This is a genomic window from Egibacteraceae bacterium (assembly GCA_040905805.1).
Classification (GTDB): Bacteria; Actinomycetota; Nitriliruptoria; order Euzebyales; family Egibacteraceae; genus DATLGH01.
This window is the reverse complement of record JBBDQS010000051.1, coordinates 1-20,983: the sequence shown is the minus strand read 5'-3', so window position 1 is coordinate 20,983 and position 20,983 is coordinate 1. Positions and strand designations below refer to the sequence as shown.

At 72.6% G+C, this 20,983-nt stretch carries 23 protein-coding genes, 1 tRNA gene and 1 pseudogene; 14 read left to right on the top strand and 11 right to left on the bottom strand.

What is annotated here, in order from left to right:
- Positions 1–59 precede the first annotated feature (59 nt).
- Positions 60–1,730 (top strand): methylmalonyl-CoA mutase family protein, encoded by a 1,671-nt coding sequence (locus WD250_06490; GenBank protein ID MEX2619848.1) that lies wholly within the window; start codon positions 60–62, stop codon positions 1,728–1,730.
- 23 nt (positions 1,731–1,753) lie between these two features.
- Here the strand turns inward: WD250_06490 and WD250_06485 are convergent, their stop codons facing one another.
- From WD250_06485 to WD250_06470, 4 genes are all read right to left on the bottom strand, one after another.
- The gene (locus WD250_06485) at positions 1,754–2,293 is read right to left on the bottom strand and encodes a DUF4916 domain-containing protein (protein ID MEX2619847.1); all 540 of its coding nucleotides are present in this window, start codon (positions 2,291–2,293) and stop codon (positions 1,754–1,756) included.
- A gap of 288 nt (positions 2,294–2,581) precedes the next feature.
- Positions 2,582–2,818: a hypothetical protein gene (locus WD250_06480; protein ID MEX2619846.1), complete on the bottom strand. Its 237-nt coding sequence runs from the start codon at positions 2,816–2,818 to the stop codon at positions 2,582–2,584.
- A gap of 33 nt (positions 2,819–2,851) precedes the next feature.
- Complete coding sequence (locus WD250_06475; GenBank protein MEX2619845.1) at positions 2,852–4,096, bottom strand: PP2C family protein-serine/threonine phosphatase; 1,245 nt, start codon at positions 4,094–4,096, stop codon at positions 2,852–2,854.
- Positions 4,096–4,266 (bottom strand): hypothetical protein, encoded by a 171-nt coding sequence (locus WD250_06470; GenBank protein MEX2619844.1) that lies wholly within the window; start codon positions 4,264–4,266, stop codon positions 4,096–4,098. The genes WD250_06475 and WD250_06470 overlap by 1 nt, the downstream gene beginning before the upstream one ends.
- Positions 4,267–4,371: 105 nt before the next feature.
- Here WD250_06470 and WD250_06465 point away from each other — a divergent pair, with 105 nt between their 5' ends.
- The 5 genes and pseudogenes from WD250_06465 to WD250_06445 all read left to right on the top strand — a co-directional run bounded on the left by WD250_06465 (position 4,372) and on the right by WD250_06445 (position 7,315).
- Positions 4,372–4,917 (top strand): hypothetical protein, encoded by a 546-nt coding sequence (locus WD250_06465; protein MEX2619843.1) that lies wholly within the window; start codon positions 4,372–4,374, stop codon positions 4,915–4,917.
- Entirely contained in the window at positions 4,917–5,246 is a 330-nt protein-coding gene (locus WD250_06460; protein MEX2619842.1) for a hypothetical protein, read from the top strand. Before WD250_06465 ends, WD250_06460 begins: the two co-directional genes overlap by 1 nt.
- A gap of 85 nt (positions 5,247–5,331) precedes the next feature.
- On the top strand, positions 5,332–5,586 hold the full coding sequence (locus tag WD250_06455) for a hypothetical protein (protein ID MEX2619841.1): 255 nt from the start codon (positions 5,332–5,334) through the stop codon (positions 5,584–5,586).
- Positions 5,587–5,600: 14 nt separating this feature from the next.
- Positions 5,601–6,752, top strand: a complete 1,152-nt coding sequence (locus WD250_06450) for a cupin domain-containing protein (GenBank protein MEX2619840.1) — start codon at positions 5,601–5,603, stop codon at positions 6,750–6,752.
- Positions 6,749–7,315: pseudogene (locus WD250_06445) on the top strand (sucrase ferredoxin). Before WD250_06450 ends, WD250_06445 begins: the two are co-directional and overlap by 4 nt.
- A gap of 293 nt (positions 7,316–7,608) precedes the next feature.
- On the opposite strand, the gene WD250_06440 reads toward WD250_06445, so the two are convergent.
- Positions 7,609–8,772: an AI-2E family transporter gene (locus tag WD250_06440; GenBank protein MEX2619839.1), complete on the bottom strand. Its 1,164-nt coding sequence runs from the start codon at positions 8,770–8,772 to the stop codon at positions 7,609–7,611.
- Positions 8,773–8,887: 115 nt separating this feature from the next.
- On the opposite strand from WD250_06440, the gene WD250_06435 reads away from it, so the two are divergent.
- From WD250_06435 to WD250_06425, 3 genes are all read left to right on the top strand, one after another.
- The gene (locus WD250_06435; GenBank protein ID MEX2619838.1) at positions 8,888–9,148 is read left to right on the top strand and encodes a hypothetical protein; all 261 of its coding nucleotides are present in this window, start codon (positions 8,888–8,890) and stop codon (positions 9,146–9,148) included.
- A 53-nt stretch (positions 9,149–9,201) separates the two neighbouring features.
- The gene (locus WD250_06430) at positions 9,202–10,539 is read left to right on the top strand and encodes an NfeD family protein (protein MEX2619837.1); all 1,338 of its coding nucleotides are present in this window, start codon (positions 9,202–9,204) and stop codon (positions 10,537–10,539) included.
- Between the two features lie 99 nt (positions 10,540–10,638).
- Positions 10,639–11,013, top strand: coding sequence for a hypothetical protein (locus WD250_06425; GenBank protein ID MEX2619836.1), 375 nt, complete (start codon positions 10,639–10,641; stop codon positions 11,011–11,013).
- Between the two features lie 21 nt (positions 11,014–11,034).
- On the opposite strand, the gene typA is transcribed toward WD250_06425, so the two are convergent.
- The 3 genes from typA to WD250_06410 form a co-directional block, all read right to left on the bottom strand.
- Positions 11,035–12,843, bottom strand: coding sequence for a translational GTPase TypA (typA, locus tag WD250_06420; protein MEX2619835.1), 1,809 nt, complete (start codon positions 12,841–12,843; stop codon positions 11,035–11,037).
- A 106-nt stretch (positions 12,844–12,949) separates the two neighbouring features.
- Positions 12,950–14,263 carry a peptidoglycan recognition protein gene (locus tag WD250_06415; GenBank protein MEX2619834.1) on the bottom strand — a complete coding sequence of 438 codons (1,314 nt, stop codon included), beginning with the start codon at positions 14,261–14,263 and terminating at the stop codon, positions 12,950–12,952.
- A 146-nt stretch (positions 14,264–14,409) separates the two neighbouring features.
- Positions 14,410–15,444, bottom strand: coding sequence for an iron-containing redox enzyme family protein (locus tag WD250_06410; protein MEX2619833.1), 1,035 nt, complete (start codon positions 15,442–15,444; stop codon positions 14,410–14,412).
- A 233-nt stretch (positions 15,445–15,677) separates the two neighbouring features.
- On the opposite strand from WD250_06410, the gene WD250_06405 reads away from it, so the two are divergent.
- Positions 15,678–15,875: a hypothetical protein gene (locus WD250_06405; protein MEX2619832.1), complete on the top strand. Its 198-nt coding sequence runs from the start codon at positions 15,678–15,680 to the stop codon at positions 15,873–15,875.
- Between the two features lie 164 nt (positions 15,876–16,039).
- Positions 16,040–16,303: a hypothetical protein gene (locus WD250_06400; GenBank protein MEX2619831.1), complete on the top strand. Its 264-nt coding sequence runs from the start codon at positions 16,040–16,042 to the stop codon at positions 16,301–16,303.
- 111 nt (positions 16,304–16,414) lie between these two features.
- Here WD250_06400 and WD250_06395 read toward each other — a convergent pair.
- Positions 16,415–16,487 (bottom strand) — tRNA-Val (locus WD250_06395).
- A 29-nt stretch (positions 16,488–16,516) separates the two neighbouring features.
- On the opposite strand from WD250_06395, the gene WD250_06390 reads away from it, so the two are divergent.
- Entirely contained in the window at positions 16,517–17,506 is a 990-nt protein-coding gene (locus WD250_06390; GenBank protein ID MEX2619830.1) for an aldo/keto reductase, read from the top strand.
- Between the two features lie 3 nt (positions 17,507–17,509).
- On the opposite strand, the gene WD250_06385 is transcribed toward WD250_06390, so the two are convergent.
- Positions 17,510–18,121 (bottom strand): sigma-70 family RNA polymerase sigma factor, encoded by a 612-nt coding sequence (locus tag WD250_06385; GenBank protein ID MEX2619829.1) that lies wholly within the window; start codon positions 18,119–18,121, stop codon positions 17,510–17,512.
- A gap of 178 nt (positions 18,122–18,299) precedes the next feature.
- Positions 18,300–19,391: a redox-regulated ATPase YchF gene (ychF, locus tag WD250_06380; GenBank protein ID MEX2619828.1), complete on the bottom strand. Its 1,092-nt coding sequence runs from the start codon at positions 19,389–19,391 to the stop codon at positions 18,300–18,302.
- Positions 19,392–19,486: 95 nt separating this feature from the next.
- Here ychF and WD250_06375 point away from each other — a divergent pair, with 95 nt between their 5' ends.
- A complete protein-coding gene (locus WD250_06375; GenBank protein MEX2619827.1) occupies positions 19,487–20,215 on the top strand; it encodes an alpha/beta fold hydrolase in 729 nt (242 codons plus the stop codon).
- Positions 20,216–20,234: 19 nt separating this feature from the next.
- Positions 20,235–20,983: PAC2 family protein (locus tag WD250_06370; protein ID MEX2619826.1), on the top strand; the 749-nt coding region annotated here is incomplete at its 3' end.

Sequence of the window (20,983 nt, the reverse complement as noted above, 5' to 3'; positions counted from 1 at the left end):
GGCAGTCCTGTTAGGCATCCCGGACTCCGCGCCGGCCGGCACGACGTCAGGCGGACCCGATGACCCCCGACGACCTTCGGCGCCTCGCCGACGAGTGGGAGCGCCGCAGCGCCGCCACCCCTGAACGCGACGCGGCCTTCACGACGCTCTCGGATGTCCCGGTGCCGGCGCTGGTGGGTCCGCACGTCTACTCCCCGGACTTCTCGCGGATCGGCTTTCCCGGCCTGTACCCGTTCACACGGGGGGTCTACCCGTCGATGTACCGCGGACGGCCCTGGACGATCCGGCAGTTCGCGGGGTTCGGCAGCGTCGAGGACACCAACCAGCGCTACCACGACCTCCTGCAGGCCGGGCAGCACGGCCTCAGCGTGGCCTTCGACATGCCGACCTTGATGGGGCGGGACTCCGACGAGCCGCAGAGCGAGGGGGAGGTGGGCCACTGCGGCGTCGCGGTGGACACCCTCGCGGACATGGAGCGCCTGTTCGACGGTATCCCGCTCGGCGACATCACCACCTCGATGACCATCAACGCCCCGGCGGTGGTGATCTTCGCCATGTACTGCGTGGCCGCCGAACGCCAGGGGTTCGCCCCGGCCGCGCTGGGGGGCACGCTGCAGACCGATATCTTCAAGGAGTACATCGCCCAGAAGGAGTGGCTCTTCCCCCCCCCGCCGCACCTGCGCCTCATCGGCGACCTGATGGCGTTCACCACCGAGCACATGCCCCGCTACCACCCGCTCTCGGTCTCGGGTTACCACATCCGCGAGGCCGGCTCCACGGCGGCCCAGGAGCTGGCGTTCACGTTGGCCGCGGGCTTCAGCTACGTCGAGCTGGGCCAGGCCCGGGGGCTGGACCTGGACGTCTTCGGTCCCCGGCTGTCGTTCTTCTTCGACGCCCACATCGACTTCTTCGAGGAGATCGCCAAGTTCCGCGCCGCCCGCCGCATCTGGGCCCGGTGGCTGCGCTCGCGGTACGGGGCGACCGACGACAAGGCGATGCTGATGCGCTTCCACGCCCAGACCGCCGGGGTCTCCCTCACGGCGCAGCAACCGGACAACAATGTCGTGCGCACGGCCATCGAGGCGCTCGCGGCGGTCCTGGGCGGCACCCAGAGCCTGCACACCAACGCGCTCGACGAGGTCCTCGCGCTACCGAGCGAGCACGCCGCTCGGGTCGCGCTGCGCACCCAGCAGGTCATCGCCGAGGAGACCGAGGTCGCCAACACGGTCGATCCCCTCGGGGGCTCGTGGTTCGTCGAATGGATGACCGACCGGGTCGAGGCGGACGCGGAAGCCTACCTGGCCCGCATCCTGGAGCAGTCGCCCGACGGTACGGTCACCGGCGGCATGCTGCGCGGCATCGAGTCGGGCTGGTTCATGGCGGAGATCGCCGACGCGGCGTTCCGCTACCAGCAGCAGGTGGAGAAGGGCGAGAAGCGCATCGTCGGGGTCAATGTCCACACCGACACCGTCGAGGACGACCAGCTGGAGATCCTGCGGATCTCCGCCGACATGGAGCGCGACCAGCGGGCGAAGCTCGCCAGCTACCGCGACCGCCGCGACGGTGACGCCACGGTGCGGGCGCTGGAGCGACTCCGCGCCGCCGCAGCAACCGACGACAACCTCATCCCGGTGATCATGGACGCGGTCCGAGCGGCAGCCACGCTGGGGGAGATCTGCGCCGCGCTGAAGGACGTCTTCGGCACCTACGCCGAGCCCCCGGTCATCTGATGCATGGGAATCGCCGGGGCTAGCTAGGGCAGGCAGCCGGCGTGCGCGAGCGCGAGGCGGACCAGGCGGTCCTGCCCGCCGGTCATCTCCGCGACCACGCCGGGGGTGATCGCTTCGGCAGGGGACAGCCACGTCAGCTCGAGGGTGTCCTCCGCCGGTCGGCACTCGCCCTGCACCGGCACGAGGTAGGCCAGGGCGACCGCGTGCTGGCGGGGGTCGGTGAAGCCGGTGCGGCGGGCGTCGGCGGGGAAGTACTCGGCGACGGTGAACGGCGACGGGTCCGGCGGCAGCTGCGGTGACGACTCCGGACCGAGGTCCTTCGACAGGTTGCGCCACAGGGCCTCGCGCAGCGTCTCACCGAACAGGACCCGCCCCGACACGACCGCCCGGCTGATGGTGCCGTCCGGCCGGTTGCGCAGCAGCAACCCGACCCGCTCCACCCCGCCCAGATGGTGGACCCGGACCGGCACGGCCTCGACGTACACGATCGGCATGCGCTCGCGCACCCGCGCGATCTCCTCCTCGGACAACCATGCCTTGCCGGGTTGGGTCGACGTCGACACCCTGTGTTCCTTCCACACCGCGTTCCGTCCCGGGACGATACCCTGCGCCCGGTATGACGCAGCGGAGCGAGGGGCGGCGGGTGGCGGCCAACGGCGAGGCGGTCACCTTCCAGGGTGGTGCGCTGGCCCGGCGACGCGCCCGGGCAGGTGGCCTGGCCACGCGCCCACTTCCGGGGTGGTGCGCTGGCCTGGCGACGCGCCCAGGGAGGTGGCCTGGCCACGCGCCCACTTCCAGAGTGCTGCTTCGGAGACGCCGCTGAACCCGGATGCGGCGTGACCGCAGACGCCTCAGCTGTCCCGGCGGGAGCGCGCCAGCCAGTGGGCGGTCTCGGGGAACTCCGGGTCGACGTCGCACAGCGCCTCGCCGGGTTGCTCCCAGACCTCGGTCGCACGCTCATAGCACGCAGGATGAAAGCTCATCGGCGTGGGGCATATCGACGCGTCGCTCAGCGCCAACTCGGCGCGCACCGCCTCGTGGGGTGCGACCTCTGTACCGCAGACCTCGCAGGTCTCTGTGGGACCCATACACACATGGTACCCAGGGGCTCGTCGTGGCGCTCAAGCAGGCGGACGGGGCCACGAACGGCCGATCGTGAGGGGGCTGGTGCGCTCGCGTCCGCTCCACTCCACCAGGACGACCGTGGCGTCGTCGCGCAACGGTCCGTCCTGGTGCTCCATGACCGCGCTCGTCAGCCGCCGCACGGTCTCCGGCGCCGGCTCGTCTGCCATGGTCGCCCGCAGCAGCTGGTCGCCTAGACGGGCCTCCCCGAAGAAGTCGCCGTCCGGGGCGCGTGCCTCCAAGACGCCGTCGGTGACGAACACCAGTCGGTCGCCGGGCTCAAGCTGATACTCCACGACCTCGACGACCGCCCCGCCGAAGCCGATCGGCAGGGTCGGCTCGCACGACAGCCCACCGATCACGTGCTGTCCCCGGGTCAGCAGGGGCGGGGGATGACCGGCGTTCAGCCAGCGCAGCTGTCCGGTGGCCGTGTCCAGCTCGGCGAGCTGCCCGGTCACGAACTGGTCGAGGCCGAACTGGCGGTTGATCGCGTCGTCCATGGCCGCGTACGTCTCGGGCAGGGTCAGGCCGCGCCGGCGGGCATGGCGGTACACGCCGATGACCACCGTGGCCATCAGGGTCGCTTCGAAGCCATGGCCCATCGCGTCGATGACGAGCAGATGCAGGCACCCGTCGTTCAGTGCATAGTCGAAGGTGTCGCCCGCCACCCGGTGGCTCGGCTCCAGAACCCCGCTGATGGTGACCCGGCCGTCGGAGAAGGTCAGCGGGGGCAGCAGCTCCCACTGCATCTCCGCCGCCAGCGACATCGGCTCGGTTCGGCGGGTGAGGGTGAAGACGTCGCCGTAGAGGCCCTTGGTGATCACCAGGGTCGCCACCAGCCCCGCGAACGCGCGGGCGCGCCCTTCCGTGAGCGTGTCGGCGCACGGCAGGACCAGCTCCAGGACCCCAACCCGGGCGGTGCCGTTCAGCATGGGGACCCACAGGCGTAGCCCGTCGCCGACCTCGCGGCGCATCACCTCGATCGTGCGAAAGGCCCGGCCGCCGAGGGTGTGGTCCACCGAGATGGCCTCGCGCTGGGGGACGCCGTCGCCGGGCAGTGGGACGAGGAGCCGCTGCTCGAAGCCCACGAGGTACATGACCGCCTCTTGAGCCCCGAGCTCGCCGGCGTGGTGGGCGACGAGGGACGCCATCTCCTCCGGTGCCGCGTAGTGGGAGCTCTCGAGCAGCCCGGCGAGGGCCCGCTCGCCCGTGCTCGTGTCCTCGGACCCGACCGCGCTGCCCACTAGGGGGCGCCGCCGGGCGCGCCGCCGTCCTCGTCGTCCGCCGCCGGGGCTTGCGCGGGGTCTGGTCGGGTCGGGTCGTCCGGGGACGGGGCGCGCTGCGCGCGGCCGATCACCAGCGCCGCCACCGCCAGCCCGGCGACCATGATCACGAGGAACAGCAGCGCGTCCATAGGCGAAGCCTAACGTCCGCGGCGGGGCGGCGATGACAGGGTGTAGCGACCGGCACGAGGGGTAATCCTCGAGTTCTTGCCCCGGACCCGCCGCGAGGAGCCGCTGTGCCCAAGAACGTGTTCGTGCTCGGTCTCGACCAGCTCAACCTGGAGACCCTGCAGGCGCTGCCGGATGCGGACCGGTACGCGTTCCACCAGCTCTTCAGGTACGAGGAGCTCCAGCACGGGGAGGAGATCCCGCTGGCCGAGCAGAGCAAGGTGATCGACGAGTACCCGCGGTTCACCGCCGTCGACCCGTTCGACGACGACGACCTGGGCGCCATCGACCTGTCCTATCCCTACTGGATCAGGCCGGTCAAGGCGTTCTCCTCCGAGCTGGCGATCGAGGTGACCGACGCGCAGGATTTGAAGCGAGCCGCCGAGGAGCTCCGCGAGGGGATCGGCCGCGTCGGCAAGCCGTTCGAGTACGTCATGGACCAGGTCGCAGACCTGCCCCCGGAGATCGCCGGGTCGACCTCGACCACTCGACGTTCAACGTCGAGTTCTTCTGGACCGACGAGCAGGTCACGGTCCTGGAGGTCAACCCTCGGCACTCGCAGTCCCACGCACCGCTGCTGCAGGACGTCGACGGCCTGGCCAACCACGCCCTGATGCTGGACCTCGCCCTGGGCCAGCCGCCGCGGGCGCCCCGGCGGCAAGGGCCGTACGGGTGTGCGGCGAAGTGGTTCCTGCGCGTCTTCCGTGAGGACGGCGTCGTGGCGCGGGTGCCCACCGAGGAGGAGATCCGCGACCTCGAGGAGCGCGTCGGGGGGACCACGATCAAGCTGGTCGTCGAGCCCGGGGACCGGCTCTCGGAGCTGCACGACCAGGACAGCTACAGCTACAAGCTCGCCGAGGTGTACATCGGGGCGAGCGACCAGGAGCAGCTGCACGCCCGCTACGACCAGTGCGTCGACGAGCTGGGGTTCGCGTTCGAGTGACGTCGTCCTTGCCTCCCCCGAGGCGCGGCGATAGCGTCGCGACCGAGCGCAGCCCGCACGCACCCGTGGACCCAGGAGCCTTGCCATGAGCACGCAGATCCCGCAGGCACCCACCGACAACGAGCCGATGAGCCTGACCGACGACGAGATCGAGACGGTCTGGCCCGCCTCGACGACGGCCTCGGTCGCCCAGGACGACGCCGACGGCGCCGACGCCGACGGCACCGACTCGGGTGACGGGGACGCCGCGGACTCGGGTGACGGGGACGCCGCGGACTCGGGTGACGGGGACGCCGCGGACGCGAGCGACGGTGCCGACGCCGACGGGACCGACGCCTGACGACCGGCGTTCCCGTGCCCGCACGCCCCGACGCGCTCGCCCGCTGCGTGGGCGACGTCGAGGCCTTCCTCGGCACGCGGTGGGGGCGGCAGCCGCACCATCACCGGTGCCCCGAGGGCTACGCCGACCTGCTGTCCCTGGACGACGTGGACCGCCTCGTCACGGCCTCCGGGTTGCGCGCACCGGCCTTCCGGCTGGTGCGCGATGGCGAGCCGCTGCCGGTCGGCTCCTACACCCGACGGGCCCGCATCGGCTCCCGGCCCGTCTCCGACCTGGCCGACCCCGGCCAGGTCTTCGGGCACTTCGCCGAGGGTGCCACCATCGTCCTGCAGGGCCTGCAGCGTTCCTGGCCTCCGCTCGCGGCGTTCTGCCGGGACCTCGAGCGCGTGCTCACCCATCCGGTCCAGGCCAACGCCTACGTGACCCCGCCGGTGGCCGCCGGCCTGCGCATCCACGCCGACGCCCACGACGTCTTCGCCCTGCAGACCGTCGGGCGCAAGCAGTGGGTGACGTACACCGACGCCGACGCGGCCGAGCTGGATGTGTCCCTGGAAGCCGGGGAGTGCTTGTACGTGCCCCAGGGTGTCCGTCACGCGGCGCGCACCACCGACCGCCCCTCCGTGCACGTCACCATCGGGGTGCGGATGGTGACCTGGGAACAGGTGCTGCGGGGCGCCGTGGATGCGGCGATCGCCGAGGCGCTTGACGACACCGGCCACGGCAGCCTGCCTCCCGGGTTCGCCCACGACCCGGCCGCGCTGGTCGGGGACCTGGCCGACCGGTTGGGCGCGGTCGCCAAACGCGTGGAGGCACTGGACGTCGCCGAAGCCGCCCGCGCGGCGACGGACGGGTTCTGGTCGTCGCGGCCGGCATCGCTCACCGGCCAGCTGCACCAGGTGCTGGCGCTCGATGCCGTGGACGACGCGACCGTGGTGACCCGACGGGCAGGGTCGTGGTGCCGCGTCGAGGAGCGTGGCGACGGCGTGGCCCTGGTGCTGGCCGACCGCACGGTGCGCCTGCCCGGCCGGGTCGCGCCGGCGGTCGCCTGGGTGGCGGCTCAGGACCGCTTCGCCGTGGGCGACCTCGGCGGGCACCTCGACGAGGAGGGCCGCCGGGTGCTGGTCACCCGTCTGGTCCGCGAGGCGCTGCTCATGATCGAGTCGTGACGCGGTACCGCTGCGCCGCGGAGGCGCGGGCCCGTGCAGAGCCCCTGGCCGGCACCGCCTCCCTGGTGCGGCGATGGATCCTCCTCGAGCAGTCCGGGCCCTGGGGCCGGGACGCGATCCTGGAGAGCCGGCTGCCGGCGGCGGTGGCCGCCGAGCTCGGATCGGTGGCCGAGCAGGTCAATGCCAGGCTGATCCTCATCAGGCGCCCCGGTGGCGGTGCGTCGGGCCGCCGGCGGTGCTTCGTCGTGCGCAGCGACCGTGCGCTGGTCGAGGAGCTGGTGGTCGACGATGTCGCGGAGCTGCTCGACGTGGACTGGGCGGCGCTCGGTCGCAGCGCAGCGGTCGGTGGCGCCCCGGTCCACGAGCCGCTGCACCTGGTCTGCACCAACGGCCGGCACGACGCGTGCTGCGCGGAGTTCGGGCAGCCCCTGGTCAAGGCGATGGCCGCAGCGCGCGCCACGCAGACGTGGGAGTGCTCCCACATCGGCGGGGACCGGTTCGCGGGCAACCTCGTGTGCATGCCCCACGGGCTGTACTACGGCCACGTGGCGGCCGCCGACGGCCCGCGGATCGCCACGCTGTACGACCGGGGTCTGCTCGACCTGCCTCACTACCGCGGCCGGTCCTGCCACCCCTTCGTCGTCCAGGCCGCCGAGCACGCCCTGCGGGTGGCGTGCGACCTCCACCACGTCACGGACCTCACCTACCGCGAGCGGCGCCGCCTGGCCGGGGACGCGTTTCGCATCACGTTCGGCGGCCCGGACGCGTCCGGCTTCGCCGTCGACATGCGGGTCGCGCGTGACCCGGCAGAGCGACCGCTGACCTGCCAGGCGGGGGGGCCCGCCCGCCCGCCCCGCTACGAGCTGCTGGCCATCGCCGAGACCGGCGCGTCCTCCCCGTCCCCGTCCTCCCCGTCCTCCCCGTCCTCCCCGTCCTCCCCGTCCTCCCCGTCCTCCCCGTCGCGGCCGCGGAGGTAGTCCACCACCCGTGCGACGCTCCCCGCGACGGGCACGGCGAGGAACGCCCCCAGGACGCCGAGGGTGACCGCCCCGGCGGTGATCGCCAGGAGCACCATCAGGGGATGCAGGGCCAGCGTCTTGCCGAGGACCACCGGTTCGAGGACGTTGCTCTCCAGCTGCTGCACGGCCACGATGAGGCCCAGCACGATCAGGGCGGTGGCGAGGCCGGCGTCGGCGAGCGCGACGAGTACCGCCACCACGCCGCTGGTCACGGCACCCACGATCGGGAAGAGCCCGCCGAAGAAGATCAGCACCGCCAGCGGCACCGCGAGCGGGATGCCGAGGAGCAGCAGGCCCAGACCGATCAGCACGGCGTCCACCGCGGCGACGAGCAGCTGGCCGCGGAAGTACCGGCCCAGGGTGGTCCACACCCGCCGGCTGATTGCCGCCGCGTGGACCCGGGTGTGGTCGGGGAGGAGGTCGCCGATGGCTGCCGCGATCCGCTCCCCGTCCTTCAGGTAGAAGAAGAGGGCGACCAGGCCGAACAGGAGCCCCACGACCCCGTGGACGACGGCCGTGGCCGTCTGGACCGCCGTGTCGGCCACATTGCCGGTCTCACCCAGCTGCTCACCGGCGGCGTCGACGACGTCCCCGATGCCGCTGACCTCGAAGGGCGCGGCTCGGAGCAGGTCGTCGACGCCTGCACGGGCCGACTCGGTGAGGGCGGGCAGCTCGGCGGCCACGGTGGGGACGAGCAGCGCGACCACCGCGCCCAGGACCAGCAGCGCCCCGAGGATGGTGACGAGGGCGGCAAGCGCCGGGGGCGCGCCCAGGCGCTTGAGCAGACGGGCGGCGGGTGCGAGCAGCGCCGCGGGGAACAGGGCGAGCACCAGGGGGATGACCACCAGGGACAGCTGTCCGACGACCACCCCGGCGGCGACGAGCAGCACCAGCACACCCACCGCCGCCCAGGCCACGCGACCGGCTCGGACCAGGGGACGCGGATCGCCCCGCCCCCCGGTGGTGTCGGGGGGGGCCGGAGCCGAGGGGTCAGCGGTCATGCACCCTTCCTCACCCGGTCGACCCCCGGTCAAACGGTGACCTCGCCAGGACCCGCTGCCTGCGGTAGCGTCGTCGGATGGCTCTGGGTGCTCGACACGCTCGTCAGGTGCAGACGTGAACACGATCACGGTCGTCAGCCAGCTGATCTCCGAGGCCCAGCTGCGCTTCGGGCCGCTGGACGCCCTGGAGGTCCCCGAGGAGCTCTGGGAGCCGGCGATGGACGCGGTCGCCGACGCCGGTGGGGTGATCGGGCTCGACTACTGCCTGGTCGACGGCGTCGCGGTGCGCATGGCCAGTGCGCCGTTCGACGCCGACGTCCAGGCCGTGGCGCACCCGACCGGATCCGACGACCCCAGGCCCCTCACGATCGAGTAGCCGCCCGCCCGCCGGGCGGCGCCCTGCGGGGTCGGCGTGCCAGAATGGGGGTCGTGCACACCTCGGCCAGGTCCCGCAGCGCGCGCCGGTTGGTCGCCGCCGTCGCGCTGCTGCTCGGCGTCGTGGTGCTGTCCGCGGGCGGGGCCCGCGCGCAGGGCGCCACGGTGCTGCGCGCCGAGATCCGCGGGCCGATCACCCCGGTCGTCGCGGGACACTTCACCGATGCGATCGGTGCGGCGCAGGACGGCGGGCATGCGGCGCTGGTGGTCGAGCTCGACACACCGGGGGGGCTCGTCACGTCGACGCGGGAGATGGTGCAGGCCGCGCTGCTGGCCCCCGTGCCGGTGGTCGTCTACGTGTCCCCCCCGGGCGGTGGTGCGGCGTCGGCCGGGGCCGTGATCACCTTCGCGGCGCACGTCGCCGCCATGGCGCCCGGGACCAACATCGGCGCGGCGACCCCGGTGGACGCCCAGGGCGGTGAGGTCATCGACAAGGTGGTCGAGGACTTCGCCGCCTACGTCGCGGAGATCGCCCGCGAGCGCGGCCGCGACGTGGACTTCGCGGTGGAGGCGGTCCGCGAGGGCCGGTCGGCGGGGGCGACCGAGGCCGTGGAGGTCGGCGCCGTGGACCTGGTCGCCCCCAACCTCACCGAGCTGCTGGCCGAGATCGACGGCACCGAGGTCGAGCTGGTGCGCTCCGGAGGGACCCGTGAGACGGTGGCCCTCGCGACTGCGGGCGCCACCACCGTGGACTACGAGCTGTCGTGGACCCGCTCCATCCTGCAGACGCTGGCCAACCCCCAGATCGCCTTCCTGTTCATGTCGATCGCGCCGCTGGCGATCCTCTACGAGTTCATCAGTCCGTCGGGTGGGGTGGGGCTGGTCGTCGGCGGCATCCTGCTGCTGCTGGGGCTGTTCTCGCTGGCGGTCCTGCCCGTCAACTTCGTTGGTGTGGCCCTGCTGCTGCTGGCGGCCGCCCTGTTCGCCGCCGAGCTGTTCGCGCCCGGGGTCGGCATCTTCGCCGTGGGCGGGGCGGTCGCGCTGGTCCTCGGCGGGCTGTTCCTGTTCCCCGAGGCCAGCGGCGTCGCTATCGGCCTCGAGGTGCTGGTGCCCATCGCGGCCGCCGTGGGGGTGGTGGCGCTCGGGATCGGGCGGTTCGCCGTGCGCAGCCAGAAGAGCCCGCTGTTCTCCGGGCAGGGGGGCACCATGATCGGCGACACCGGGGTCGTGCGCCGGGCCGACGGCGAGACGGGCCAGGTCTGGGTCAGCGGGGCGCTGTGGCGCGCGCGCAGCCGCAGCGGGCCGCTGGAGCGCGACACCCGCGTGCGCGTCGTGGAGATGGCGGGCCTGGAGCTGATCGTCGAGCCGGCCGAGGCCGACGCCGGCGTCTGAGGAGCGCGATGTCGCGCCCGCCCCTTGACTTTCACCGCGGTTGAACCCGTACGGTCGGGGGCAGAGTCCGGAGCACCCATCCGCCGCAACGGAGCAGCCATGACCACCGTCGGGGAACCCAAGGATCCAGCCCTGCGCAGCCTGTACTGGCGCGAGGAGGTGCTCGAGGTCGTGCTGTGGCTACGGGGCGGCGGGTACGACGACCGTCTCGACGCCGCCGTGCTGCGCGACTTCCTCGGCATCGAGTCGGCGCAGGCCGCCGCGCATCTGCAACGGCTCGCCGCCCAGGGCTACCTGTGTGCGTTGCCGGACGGGCGCTACGCCCTGACCGCCTTCGGTGAGGAGGAGGGCCGGCGGCTGGTCGGCGGCCTGCGGGCCGTGCCGATGGCCGGCCGGGGGACCTGCGGGCCCGCGTGCTGGTGCGCCACCTCGCCGGTCGAGTCGTGGCGGTGCGCCGCCACCGCGGTCACCTGACGCGGTCGCACCAGACGGGTTTCAGGAGGCCCGGCGCCGCTCGCGCACGTTCAGCACGGCCTTGCGCAGCCGCACGGCCTTGGGCGTGACCTCGACGGCCTCGTCCACGCGGATGAACTCGAGGGCCTGCTCGAGGGACAGCTGGCGGTGGGGGACCAGCTTGACCATGTCGTCGGACGAGGAGGCGCGCACGTTGGTGAGCTTCTTCTCCTTGGTCGGGTTGACGTCCATGTCCTCGGACCGGGCGTTCTCCCCGACGATCATGCCCTCGTAGACGGGCATGCCGGGGCCGAGGAACAGCGTCCCCCGCTCCTGCAGGTTGAACAGCGCGAACCCCGTCGTGGTCCCCGTGCGGTCGGCCACCAGGCTGCCGGTGGGGCGCGTGCGCAGGTCCCCGTGCCACGGCTCGAACCGGTCGAAGACATGGTGCATGAGGCCGGTGCCGCGGGTCTCGGTGAGGAACTCGGTGCGGAACCCGATCAGGCCGCGTGCCGGCACCAGGTACTCCATGCGCACCCAGCCGCTGCCGTGGTTGGTCATCTGCTCCAGGCGTCCCTTGCGCAGCCCGAGCAGCTGGGTCACGACGCCGAGGTAGTCCTCGGGCACGTCGACCGACAGGCGCTCGATCGGCTCGTGGCGCACCCCGTCGATGTCGCGGGTCACGACCCGGGGTTTGCCGACGGTCAGCTCGAAGCCCTCGCGGCGCATCGTCTCCACCAGAATGGCCAGGGCGAGCTCGCCGCGTCCCTGCACCTCCCAGGTGTCGGGTCGCTCGGTCGGCAGCACACGCACGCTGACGTTGCCGACGAGCTCGGCGTCGAGCCGGTTGCGCAGCAGGCGCGCCGTGAGCTTCTTGCCGTCCTGGCCGGCCAGCGGGGACGTGTTGATGCCGAGGGTCATCCCGAGGCTCGGTTCGTCCACCGTGATGACCGGCAGTGGCCGGGGGTCGTCGGCATCGGCCAGGGTCTCGCCGATGGTGACCTCGTCCAGGCCCGCGACGGCGATGATGTCGCCCGGCCCGGCCTCCTCGGCGTCGACCCGCTCGAGCGACTCGGTGACGTACAGCTCGGTGATCTTGACCCGCTCGGTGGTGCCGTCCACGCGGCACCAGGCGACCGGCTGCCCGCGGCGCAGGGTCCCGTGACGAATCCGGCACAGGGCCAGTCGTCCCACGTAGGGCGACGCGTCGAGGTTGGTGACCAGCGCCTGCAGCGGGTGCTCGGGGTCGTAGGTCGGGGCCGGGATGGCGCTGAGCACGGTGTCGAACAGCGGACCGAGGTTCTCGCCGGGGACCGCAGGGTCGAGCGACGCCTGACCGGCCCGTGCGTTGCAGTAGACGATCGGGAAGTCGATCTGGCCCTCGGTGGCGTCCAGGTCCAGGAACAGCTCGTACACCTCGTCGAGCACGGCCGCGATGCGCGCGTCCGGACGGTCGACCTTGTTGATGACCAGCACGAGCGCCAGGTGGGCCTCGAGCGCCTTGCGCAGCACGAAGCGCGTCTGGGGCAGAGGACCCTCGCTCGCGTCGACGAGCAGGACCACGCCGTCGACCATCGACAGACCCCGCTCGACCTCACCGCCGAAGTCGGCGTGGCCGGGGGTGTCGATGATGTTGATCTTCACGTCGCCGTGGCGCACCGCCGTGTTCTTGGCGAGGATCGTGATGCCCTTCTCGCGCTCCAGGTCGCCGGAGTCGAGCACCCGCTCGTTCACGTCGGCGTTGGCGCGGAACGCCCCCGACTGCCAGAGCATCGCGTCGACCAGGGTGGTCTTGCCGTGGTCGACGTGCGCCACGATGGCGACGTTGCGCAGGTCTTCGCGTGCGGACATGCCAGCGGTCCTTCGGTTCGGGGAGCAGCACCGCCCGAGCGGCGGTGTGGACCTCCAGACTACCGGTTGCCGGTCGCGGACCCCGCTCCAGGAGGACAGGCCCCCGTCACCACGGCACGAGGTCCCGCAGGCGCATGGTGGGACGGCGCTCGGACACCGCCGGTGGGACCGTCGGCGGGGTGACCGGCAGGTCGGCGTCGGTCAGGGGCAGGTCGAGCTCGGGGAGCATGCCCGGAAGGTCCGGCAGCAGACGACGGGGTGGTGGCACCGGCACCGGCGGCGGGGGTGGGACACCGGCGTACACCTGCTGGCGCAGCTCGCCCATGTGGGCGTAGAGGGCGTCGCCTGGACACGCGGTGGCCGACACGTCGCGGTGCGCCGAGAGGGTGTGCATGCGCGCCGTCGCCCCCTGCGGGTAGCGGGTCGACCCCCGGCTCACGATGTCCACGGTGGCGTTGGGGTCGGCGTTGATGCCGTGCTGCTGGAACTTCCAGGCGATCGCGCTGACCGCCGCGCTGCGGGCGGGCCCCGGGGGCAGCGCGGACATGAAGGTGCCGATGATCGAGATCCCGAACGTCTCGGTGTTGAAACCACCGGCGTGCGCACCGATGACCCCCTGCTCCAGCCCCCCGGCACGACCCTCGTAGATGGTCCCGAACCGGTCGACGAGCAGGTTGTAGCCGATGTCGGACCAGCCCAGGGCGCCCGTGTGGTAGGCGTAGATCGCCCGCACGATGCCCGGAGCCTGCTCCGGGGTGTAGTCGTTGGAGCCGGCGGTGTGGTGCAGGATGCCCGCACGGGTGCTGGCCGAGTGCGCGGGGTTGCCACGGCGTCGCGACTCGTCCGCACCCCATTGGGCCCGGGTCACGATCGGCGGCCGGGTGCTCGCCTGCGCCTCGGTGATGCCCGCCGCACGCCACGGCGCCCGCCAGGCATCCACGAACCGCTGCAGCAGGGAGCGGGACAAGCCCAGTGAGTCCACCAGGTGGACCGCGACGTCGCCGGGGTCACCCCCGAGGACGCGCACCTGCAGGTGCGACGCCTCACCGACCCATAGGGGCTCGCTCATCCGCTCCCACCCCGGGCGGGCCTCGGCGGCCTCGTGGCTGCCCGGCTCGGGCCCGTCACCGTCGTCGGCCAGCGCCTCGGTCTCCACCCACGGGGACCAGACACCCGCGGCGTCGCCCGTGCGCAGGAGCACCCGGGTCCCCTCGGGCACCGAGACCCCGACCAGGGAGAACGCGGCTGGCGCCAGGACCTGCTGCGACAGGCCGGCCTCGCCGGTGACGGCCGCCGGCAGGCCCTCCATCACCACGTGGCGCAGACGGGGCACGAGCTCGCTGCCCGTCGCCGACAGCGGGGGCAGCAGGCCAACGATCAAGGCCGCCAGGAGGAGCACCCCTGCCACACGACCGCGCATATAGCTCACCTTTGCCCCAGACCAGACCAGACGACCGAGCATAGCGCCGCGGGGGTGCGTGGGACGGCATCTCCCGGGACCGGATGGGCAGCACGTCGCTGACCGGCGCCGGCAGGGTCCTCACCCCGCGACCCGGCGGGTGGGCGTCACGCGACGGACTCGCGGCGGGCTGGCATGCGCAGCGCGGTGCCCCCGGCGGCCCACGCCGCGAGGATCATGCGGGTGAACGCACCTTCCACGTGCATGATCGCCCGGGCCCCGAAGAGCACGTCGCGGGCGAGCTCGGGTTCGGCGCGCACCAGGCCGCCGGCCAGGTCGCGGGCGGCCACCGTCTGGTGATGGGCGTCGGCCACGACATGGGTGTCGTAGAACAGTCGCGCCCACGCCGACAGTCCCAGCCGACGCAGGGTGGCGCTGTAGCGCCCCATCGGCTCGACCGACGTCATCTCGAACACGGCGAGGTGACCCACCAGCGCCCCGCGCCGGCGCCGGTGCAGCCCGAAGAGCGACACGAGGTTGACGGTCGCCAGCGTCGGTCCCGGCAAGAGGTCGAGGTAGGCGCCATAGGTGTCGTCCAGACCGAGCTCGCGCATGGTCAGGGCGAACAGCTCGGCGTGCATGTCCTTGCAGACGCCCTGCCCGTACTCGTCGGCCTGGATCTCCACCAGGGCGGCCTTCGGGGGGCCGGACAGACGCGGCAGCGCCCAGCTGTGCGGGTCCGCCTCCTTCAGCTGGTACGCCGAGCGGTGCATCGCGAACTCGCGCATGTGGGCGAGCGTGCCGGTGCTGAGCATGGTGTGCGAGAGGGACGGGCCGTCATGGGCGTCCAGGAGGTCGATCAGTGCCGTGGCCACGTCGCCGTCCGCGGTGAACGCCCCGATCTCGTCGGCGAGGCGTCGCTCGAAGGCCTGTTCGCGCTCCCGCCGGAACGCGAGCAGGGACGGTTCCCACTCCCACCGCTCGTCGACTCCGGCGAAGCCGCGGTAGTGCAGCTCGTAGCAGAGGTAGAGCGCCAGCTGGGTGTCGTCGCCGGCAAGGGGGTCGTCGGCCGCTGCGGGCGCCGCGGGCAGCGGGCCCGGTGGCGCGACGAGGTGCGCCAGGACGAACTCGCTGAGGGGGCCGCGCGGAGAGGGCAGGACCGGGCGCGCAGGTGACGGGCGCGGGGGCGGCACGATGGACACGAGGACCCTCCCGGTCGGCGAACAGGGACGACGCAGACCGTCGAGGCAGCTCCGCGATTGGCCTGGTGCGCCACATGGCTACCCCCTCCGGCCTCCGCTCATGCCTTCGCGTGCTGCCGCCGCCCGTTTCGCCCCGCCTTCTGGTGGGTAGGGTGCGGCATACCGACCCGGTCCCTGGCCGGCGATCGCGTCGAACCCGTCGTGCGTGGATCAGGAGGTCGACAGTGGATGCAATGCCCCGACGCCGAGTCGAGCGGGCCATGACGTTGCAGAACGGCAAGCCGCTCACCCAGCACCCCGGGCCGCGACCGCGGTCCTGCGAGTTCCCCGGATGCGGCACGCGGCTGTCCCGGTACAACCCGAATCCGTGCTGCGGGTCCCATGGCGGCTGGTTGGACGCCGACAACCGCCGCAACCGCGACATCCTGTAATCCTGTCGTAGACGCCACGCCAAGACCCGCGCGACGGAGTGGTGCCCGCGCCAGCAGCGAACCCTTCCGGAGGGGGCGCCCACCGTGCCTACCAGGTGCGGCTCGAGGGCGGCTCCCACGTGACGGGCGTGTGAGCCCACGGGCCGCCGGGGAAGGCTCGGACCATGGACCGCGACGAGCACACCGACGAAGCCGCCTTGGCGGGCGGTCACCGACACAGCCAGGCCGATGCGCGGATGGGCGAGAAGGCTGTGCGGGCGACCGTCGGTGGCGTGGCGGCCGGAGCCGGTGTCGGAGGCGCGGTCGACGTCGTCGGTGCCCACACCGACCATGCCGACGAGCTCAACGATGCGATCGAGGCGCTCCGGCGCCACGATCCCCGCAAGCTGCATCCCTTCGACGCGGAAGGCAACGAAATCGCTGCCTGAGGTTTCCGCGCTCCGGCACCAGATGGGACCGGAGACGACCCACGAGGAAGGACCAGTCATGGGAGACAGCAAGGGACTCAGGGTACGGAGCGACACGATCATCCAACGGGGTGGGCGGTACAGGGCTTGAACCTGTGACCTCCGGCTTGTCGAGCCGGCGCTCTCCCAACTGAGCTAACCGCCCGCAGCCCGACATGGTAGCAGGAGAACATCATGCAGCAGACCTACCTCGGCCGCAGCGGCCTGGTCGTGAGCGAGCTGTGCCTCGGCACGATGACGTTCGGTGGCCCGGCAGATCGCGACGAGTCCGCGGCGATCGTCGGACGCTTCCGCGACGCGGGCGGTACCTTCTTCGACACCGCCGACGTGTACACCGGCGGACGCAGCGAGGAGATCCTCGGGGAGCTGCTTGGTGCGGACCGCGACGACGTCGTCATCGCGACCAAGGCCCACGCGGCCACCGGGCCCGGCCCCAACGACCGCTCATCAAACCGCCGCCACCTGATCGCGGCGCTGGAGGCGAGCCTGCGCCGCCTCGGCACCGACCACGTCGACCTGTTCCAGCTGCACTCGTGGGACCCCACCACCCCGCTCGACGAGACGCTGTCGGCGCTCCATGACCTCGTGCGCTCGGGCAAGGTGCGCTATGTGGGGATCTCGAACTTCGTCGGCTGGCAGCTGGAGCGGGCATGTCGCCTGCAGGAGGCCAGAGGAGATGACCGCTTCGTGTCCCTGCAGCCCCAGTACTCGCTGGTGGAGCGCCAGATCGAGCTGGAGACGCTGCCGGCCGCGCACGCCAACGGCCTGGGGATCCTGGCCTGGTCCCCGTTGGCCGCGGGCTTCCTGACCGGCAAGTACGTGCAGGGCGAGACCGCGGAGGGCAAAGGCCGCTTCGCGCAGTTCGTGGACAACATCGACGAGCGCGGCTGGGCCACCCTCGACGCGGTCCGCGAGGTCGCTGACGCCCGGGGGAGCGAGCCCGCGACGGTGGCGGTCGGCTGGGTGCTGGCACAGCCCTCGACGATCCCCATCATCGGCGCCAGCCACGCCGACCAGCTGGACGCGAGCCTGGCCGCTGCGGACCTCGCGCTCGCCGAGGACGACCTCAGCCGGCTGACCCGGGTGAGCGTGCCCGACCGCGGCTACCCGTGGGACTTCCCGCGGGCGGGCGGCCGCCCGGATCGGGATCTGCGCCACCCCTGAGGCCTACCCCACGGGCGTCAGGGCGCGCTGCAGCCGGGCGAGGGCCTGCTGCTCGATCTTGCGCACCGTCTCCCGCGACACACCGAGCTCGGTGCCGAGCGCCTGCAGGGTGGACGGCTCCGACCCGTTCAGGCCGTACCGGCGCTTCAGCACGTACCAGCTGCGTTCCGACAGCTTCTTGCGCGCGGTCTCGAAGACGTCCTCGAGGAACAGCTGATCGATGACCTCGTCCGCGGGCGCGTCACCGGACCGCGCGACCAGGGCGCCGAGCTCGGCGGCGTCGTCGTCGGCGGACACCCGCTTGTCCAGCGACGTCACGGCGAAGTCGGCCGCCAGCACCTGGCGGACCTCGTCCTCGTCCAGGCGGGTCGCCTCGGACAGCTCGTCCAGGCACGGCGGGCGGCCGAGCTCGGCGCCGAGGCGGGCCTCGGCCGCGCGCACCTTCAGCAGGTTGGCGTGCACGCCGGTCGGCAGGCGGATGGTGCGTTCGGTGTTGGCCGTCCCGCGCTGCAGGGCCTGGCGGATCCACCAGGTGGCATAGGTCGAGAACTTGAAGCCGCGCCGACCAGCATGCGCACACGCCTGCTGGCGGACGGGGAGCCGCCGTATGGACACGTCGTAACGCGGACACTTCGCCGGCGTGGGTGCGCGTAACGCGGACACGTCGCCCAGGGCGCCAACGGTGGCGCGGTCGACTGATTCTGCGACAGCCTGTTGAGTTCCACAATGGCTCGTGTTGCCTCATCAAGACGCCCGCGAAAGCGATACCGATCCAGCGGGCACACGCGTCAAGTCACACGTTGAAGCGGAACAGCAGCACGTCGCCGTCGCGGACGAGGTAGTCCTTGCCCTCCACCCGCAGCTTGCCGGCGTCGCGCGCGGCCGCCTCGCTGCCGAGCTCGGCGTAGGCGGTGTAGTCGATCGCCTCGGCACGGATGAACCCGCGCTGCATGTCGCTGTGGATCTCCCCGGCAGCCTCGGGGGCTTTCGTCCCCTCCCGGATGGTCCAGGCCCGGGACTCGGTGGGGCCCGCCGTGAAGAACGTGATCAGGCCGAGCAGGCGGTAGGCGGCGGCGACGAGCTGGTCGAGCCCGGAGTGCTCGAGCCCGAGGTCGGCGAGGAACTCGGCGCGCTCGCTGTGGTCGAGCTCGGCGATCTGCGCCTCGGCCTCGGCGCTGACCACCAGAGCTTCGGCGCCTTCCTTGTCGGCGATGGCGCGCACCACGTCGGTGTGGTGGTTGCCGGCGATCTCGGACTCCCCGACGTTGGCGGCGTAGAGGACCGGCTTGGCGGTCAGCAGGCCGAGCTCCCGGGACACCGCCGCGGCCTCCTCGCTGGGGGGGAAGGAGCGGGCCGGCTCCCCCGCCGCCAGGTGGTCGCGCAGCCGGGCCAGCAGCTCGGCCTCGGCGACGGCGGCCCGGTCACCGGCGCGGGCGGTGCGCGCGGCGCGGTCCGCCCGGCGCTCGACCGTCTCCAGGTCCTTCAGCAGGAGCTCGGTGTTGATGACCTCCACGTCCCGGGCGGGGTCGACCGAGCCGTCGACGTGCACCACGTCCGGGTCGTCGAAGCACCGCACGACGTGCACGATGCAGGCGACCTCGCGGATGTGGGCGAGGAACTGGTTGCCGAGTCCCTCCCCGCGGCTCGCGCCGGCGACGAGCCCGGCGATGTCGAGGAACTCCACGCTGGTCGGGGTGGTCTTGGCCGACGCGGCCAGGCGCGCGAGCGTCTCCAGGCGCTCGTCGCGCAGCGGGACCACACCGACGTTGGGCTCGATCGTCGCGAACGGGTAGTTGGCCGCCTCGGCTCCCGCGGCGCTGACCGCGTTGAACAGGGTCGACTTGCCGACGTTGGGCAGGCCGACGATGCCGACTTGCAGGCTCATGGCGACGCATCCTTGGGTGGAGGGGGACTCGGCCCAGGCTACGCCGCCGGGCCGCCGCTGCTGCGTCCGGCACGAAGGCGACTAGCATCGGCACCGTGTACGCCGAGAGGGAGGGCCAGGACAGCGCCGCGCCGTTGGTGTTGCTGCACGGGGGCATCGGCACGGGCCGCTACCACTGGTCCAAGCTGGTCCGCCCGCTGGCGGAGCGCTGGCACGTGCACCTTCCGGACCTGCCCGGCCATGGCCGGACGCCCCTGCCCGCGGACGGCTCCTACACCCGCGGGGTGCTGGTCGACGCGGTCGAGCGCTACCTCACCGACCTGGATGGGCCCGTGCACGTCGCGGCGTTCAGCATGGGCGGGCAGGCGGCGCTGGACCTCGCGACCCGCCGACCGGCCGTCTTCGCGTCCCTGACGCTCGTGGGGGTGAGCATCCGCGAGCACGAGGGGTTGACCGCCTGGCGTACCGAGTTCGATCCCGACCGGCTGGAGTCGCAGTACCCGGTGTGGGCCAAGCACCTGGCGGGTCTGCACGCCCCCCAGGGCGGCGACGACGCGTGGAAGGACGTGTGCCGGCGCGACGCCGCGGGGCTCGAGGTGCGGGTCGACGTGGAGGCGCTGACGGCGCTGCGGTGCCCAGTCCTGCTGGTGCGCGGTGACCGCGACCCCGCGGTCGACCCGACGCACTATGCCGAGCTGCGACGCGTGCTGGCGCGGGACGAGGAGCTGGTCGTGCCGGCGGGCCGGCACGAGGTGCAGCTCACCCGCCACCGGATCGTGGGGCCGGCGCTGACCGACTTCCTGCGGCGAGCGGGCGGGTCGTGAGGACGAGAGGAGCGACGACGTGGCCAACGTGGTGACGATACGCAAGCGGCCGCCCGTGTTGCGCCGGCCCGTGCTGATCGCAGCCTTCCAGGGGTGGAACGACGCGGGGGAGGCGGCGTCGGGGGCCGTGGAGGTGCTGGCCGCCGAGACCGATGCCGAGGGCTTCGCCGAGATCGACCCGGAGGACTTCTTCGACTTCCAGGCGACCCGGCCCCACGTGCGCAACGCGGGGGAAGGCCGCCGGCGGATCGAATGGCCGGGCAACCTGTTCTCCTGGAGCGCGGTCCCCGGCATCGAGCGTGACCTGGTGGTCCTCCAGGGAACGGAGCCCAACCTGCGGTGGCGCACCTTCACCGCCGCGGTCACCCACCTCGCCCAGGACCTCGGCGTCGAGCTGGTCGTGACCCTCGGGGCCCTGCAGGTGGACGCGGCGCACACCAGGCCGGTGCCGGTCACGGGCACCACCACCGACCTGGTCCTCGGCGCCCAGCTCGGGTTGCGCCCCACGCGCTACGAGGGACCCACGGGCATCACCGGCGTGCTGCACCACACCTGCACCGAGGCGGGGATGCAGTCGACGAGCCTCTGGGCGGGGGTCCCGCACTACCTGGCGGGCGCCAGCTACCTCGCGGGCACCCTGGCCCTGGCCGAGCGGGTGGTCGAGCTGCTCGGCGCGAAGGTGTCCCTCGACTCGCTGGCCGCCGACGCGGCGACCCAGCGCGACGAGCTCTCCGACCTAAAGCGCACTGAGGTCGACGAGCACCTGCG

Coding starts and splice junctions, on each gene's coding strand:
- WD250_06490 (MEX2619848.1), top strand. CDS start 60: ATGACCCCCGACGACCTTCGGCGCCTCGCCGACGAGTGGGAGCGCCGC.
- WD250_06480 (MEX2619846.1), bottom strand. CDS start 2,818: ATGGGTCCCACAGAGACCTGCGAGGTCTGCGGTACAGAGGTCGCACCC.
- WD250_06470 (MEX2619844.1), bottom strand. CDS start 4,266: ATGGACGCGCTGCTGTTCCTCGTGATCATGGTCGCCGGGCTGGCGGTG.
- WD250_06460 (MEX2619842.1), top strand. CDS start 4,917: ATGCTGGACCTCGCCCTGGGCCAGCCGCCGCGGGCGCCCCGGCGGCAA.
- WD250_06455 (MEX2619841.1), top strand. CDS start 5,332: ATGAGCACGCAGATCCCGCAGGCACCCACCGACAACGAGCCGATGAGC.
- WD250_06440 (MEX2619839.1), bottom strand. CDS start 8,772: ATGACCGCTGACCCCTCGGCTCCGGCCCCCCCCGACACCACCGGGGGG.
- WD250_06425 (MEX2619836.1), top strand. CDS start 10,639: ATGACCACCGTCGGGGAACCCAAGGATCCAGCCCTGCGCAGCCTGTAC.
- typA (MEX2619835.1), bottom strand. CDS start 12,843: ATGTCCGCACGCGAAGACCTGCGCAACGTCGCCATCGTGGCGCACGTC.
- WD250_06415 (MEX2619834.1), bottom strand. CDS start 14,263: ATGCGCGGTCGTGTGGCAGGGGTGCTCCTCCTGGCGGCCTTGATCGTT.
- WD250_06405 (MEX2619832.1), top strand. CDS start 15,678: ATGCCCCGACGCCGAGTCGAGCGGGCCATGACGTTGCAGAACGGCAAG.
- WD250_06400 (MEX2619831.1), top strand. CDS start 16,040: ATGGACCGCGACGAGCACACCGACGAAGCCGCCTTGGCGGGCGGTCAC.
- WD250_06390 (MEX2619830.1), top strand. CDS start 16,517: ATGCAGCAGACCTACCTCGGCCGCAGCGGCCTGGTCGTGAGCGAGCTG.
- ychF (MEX2619828.1), bottom strand. CDS start 19,391: ATGAGCCTGCAAGTCGGCATCGTCGGCCTGCCCAACGTCGGCAAGTCG.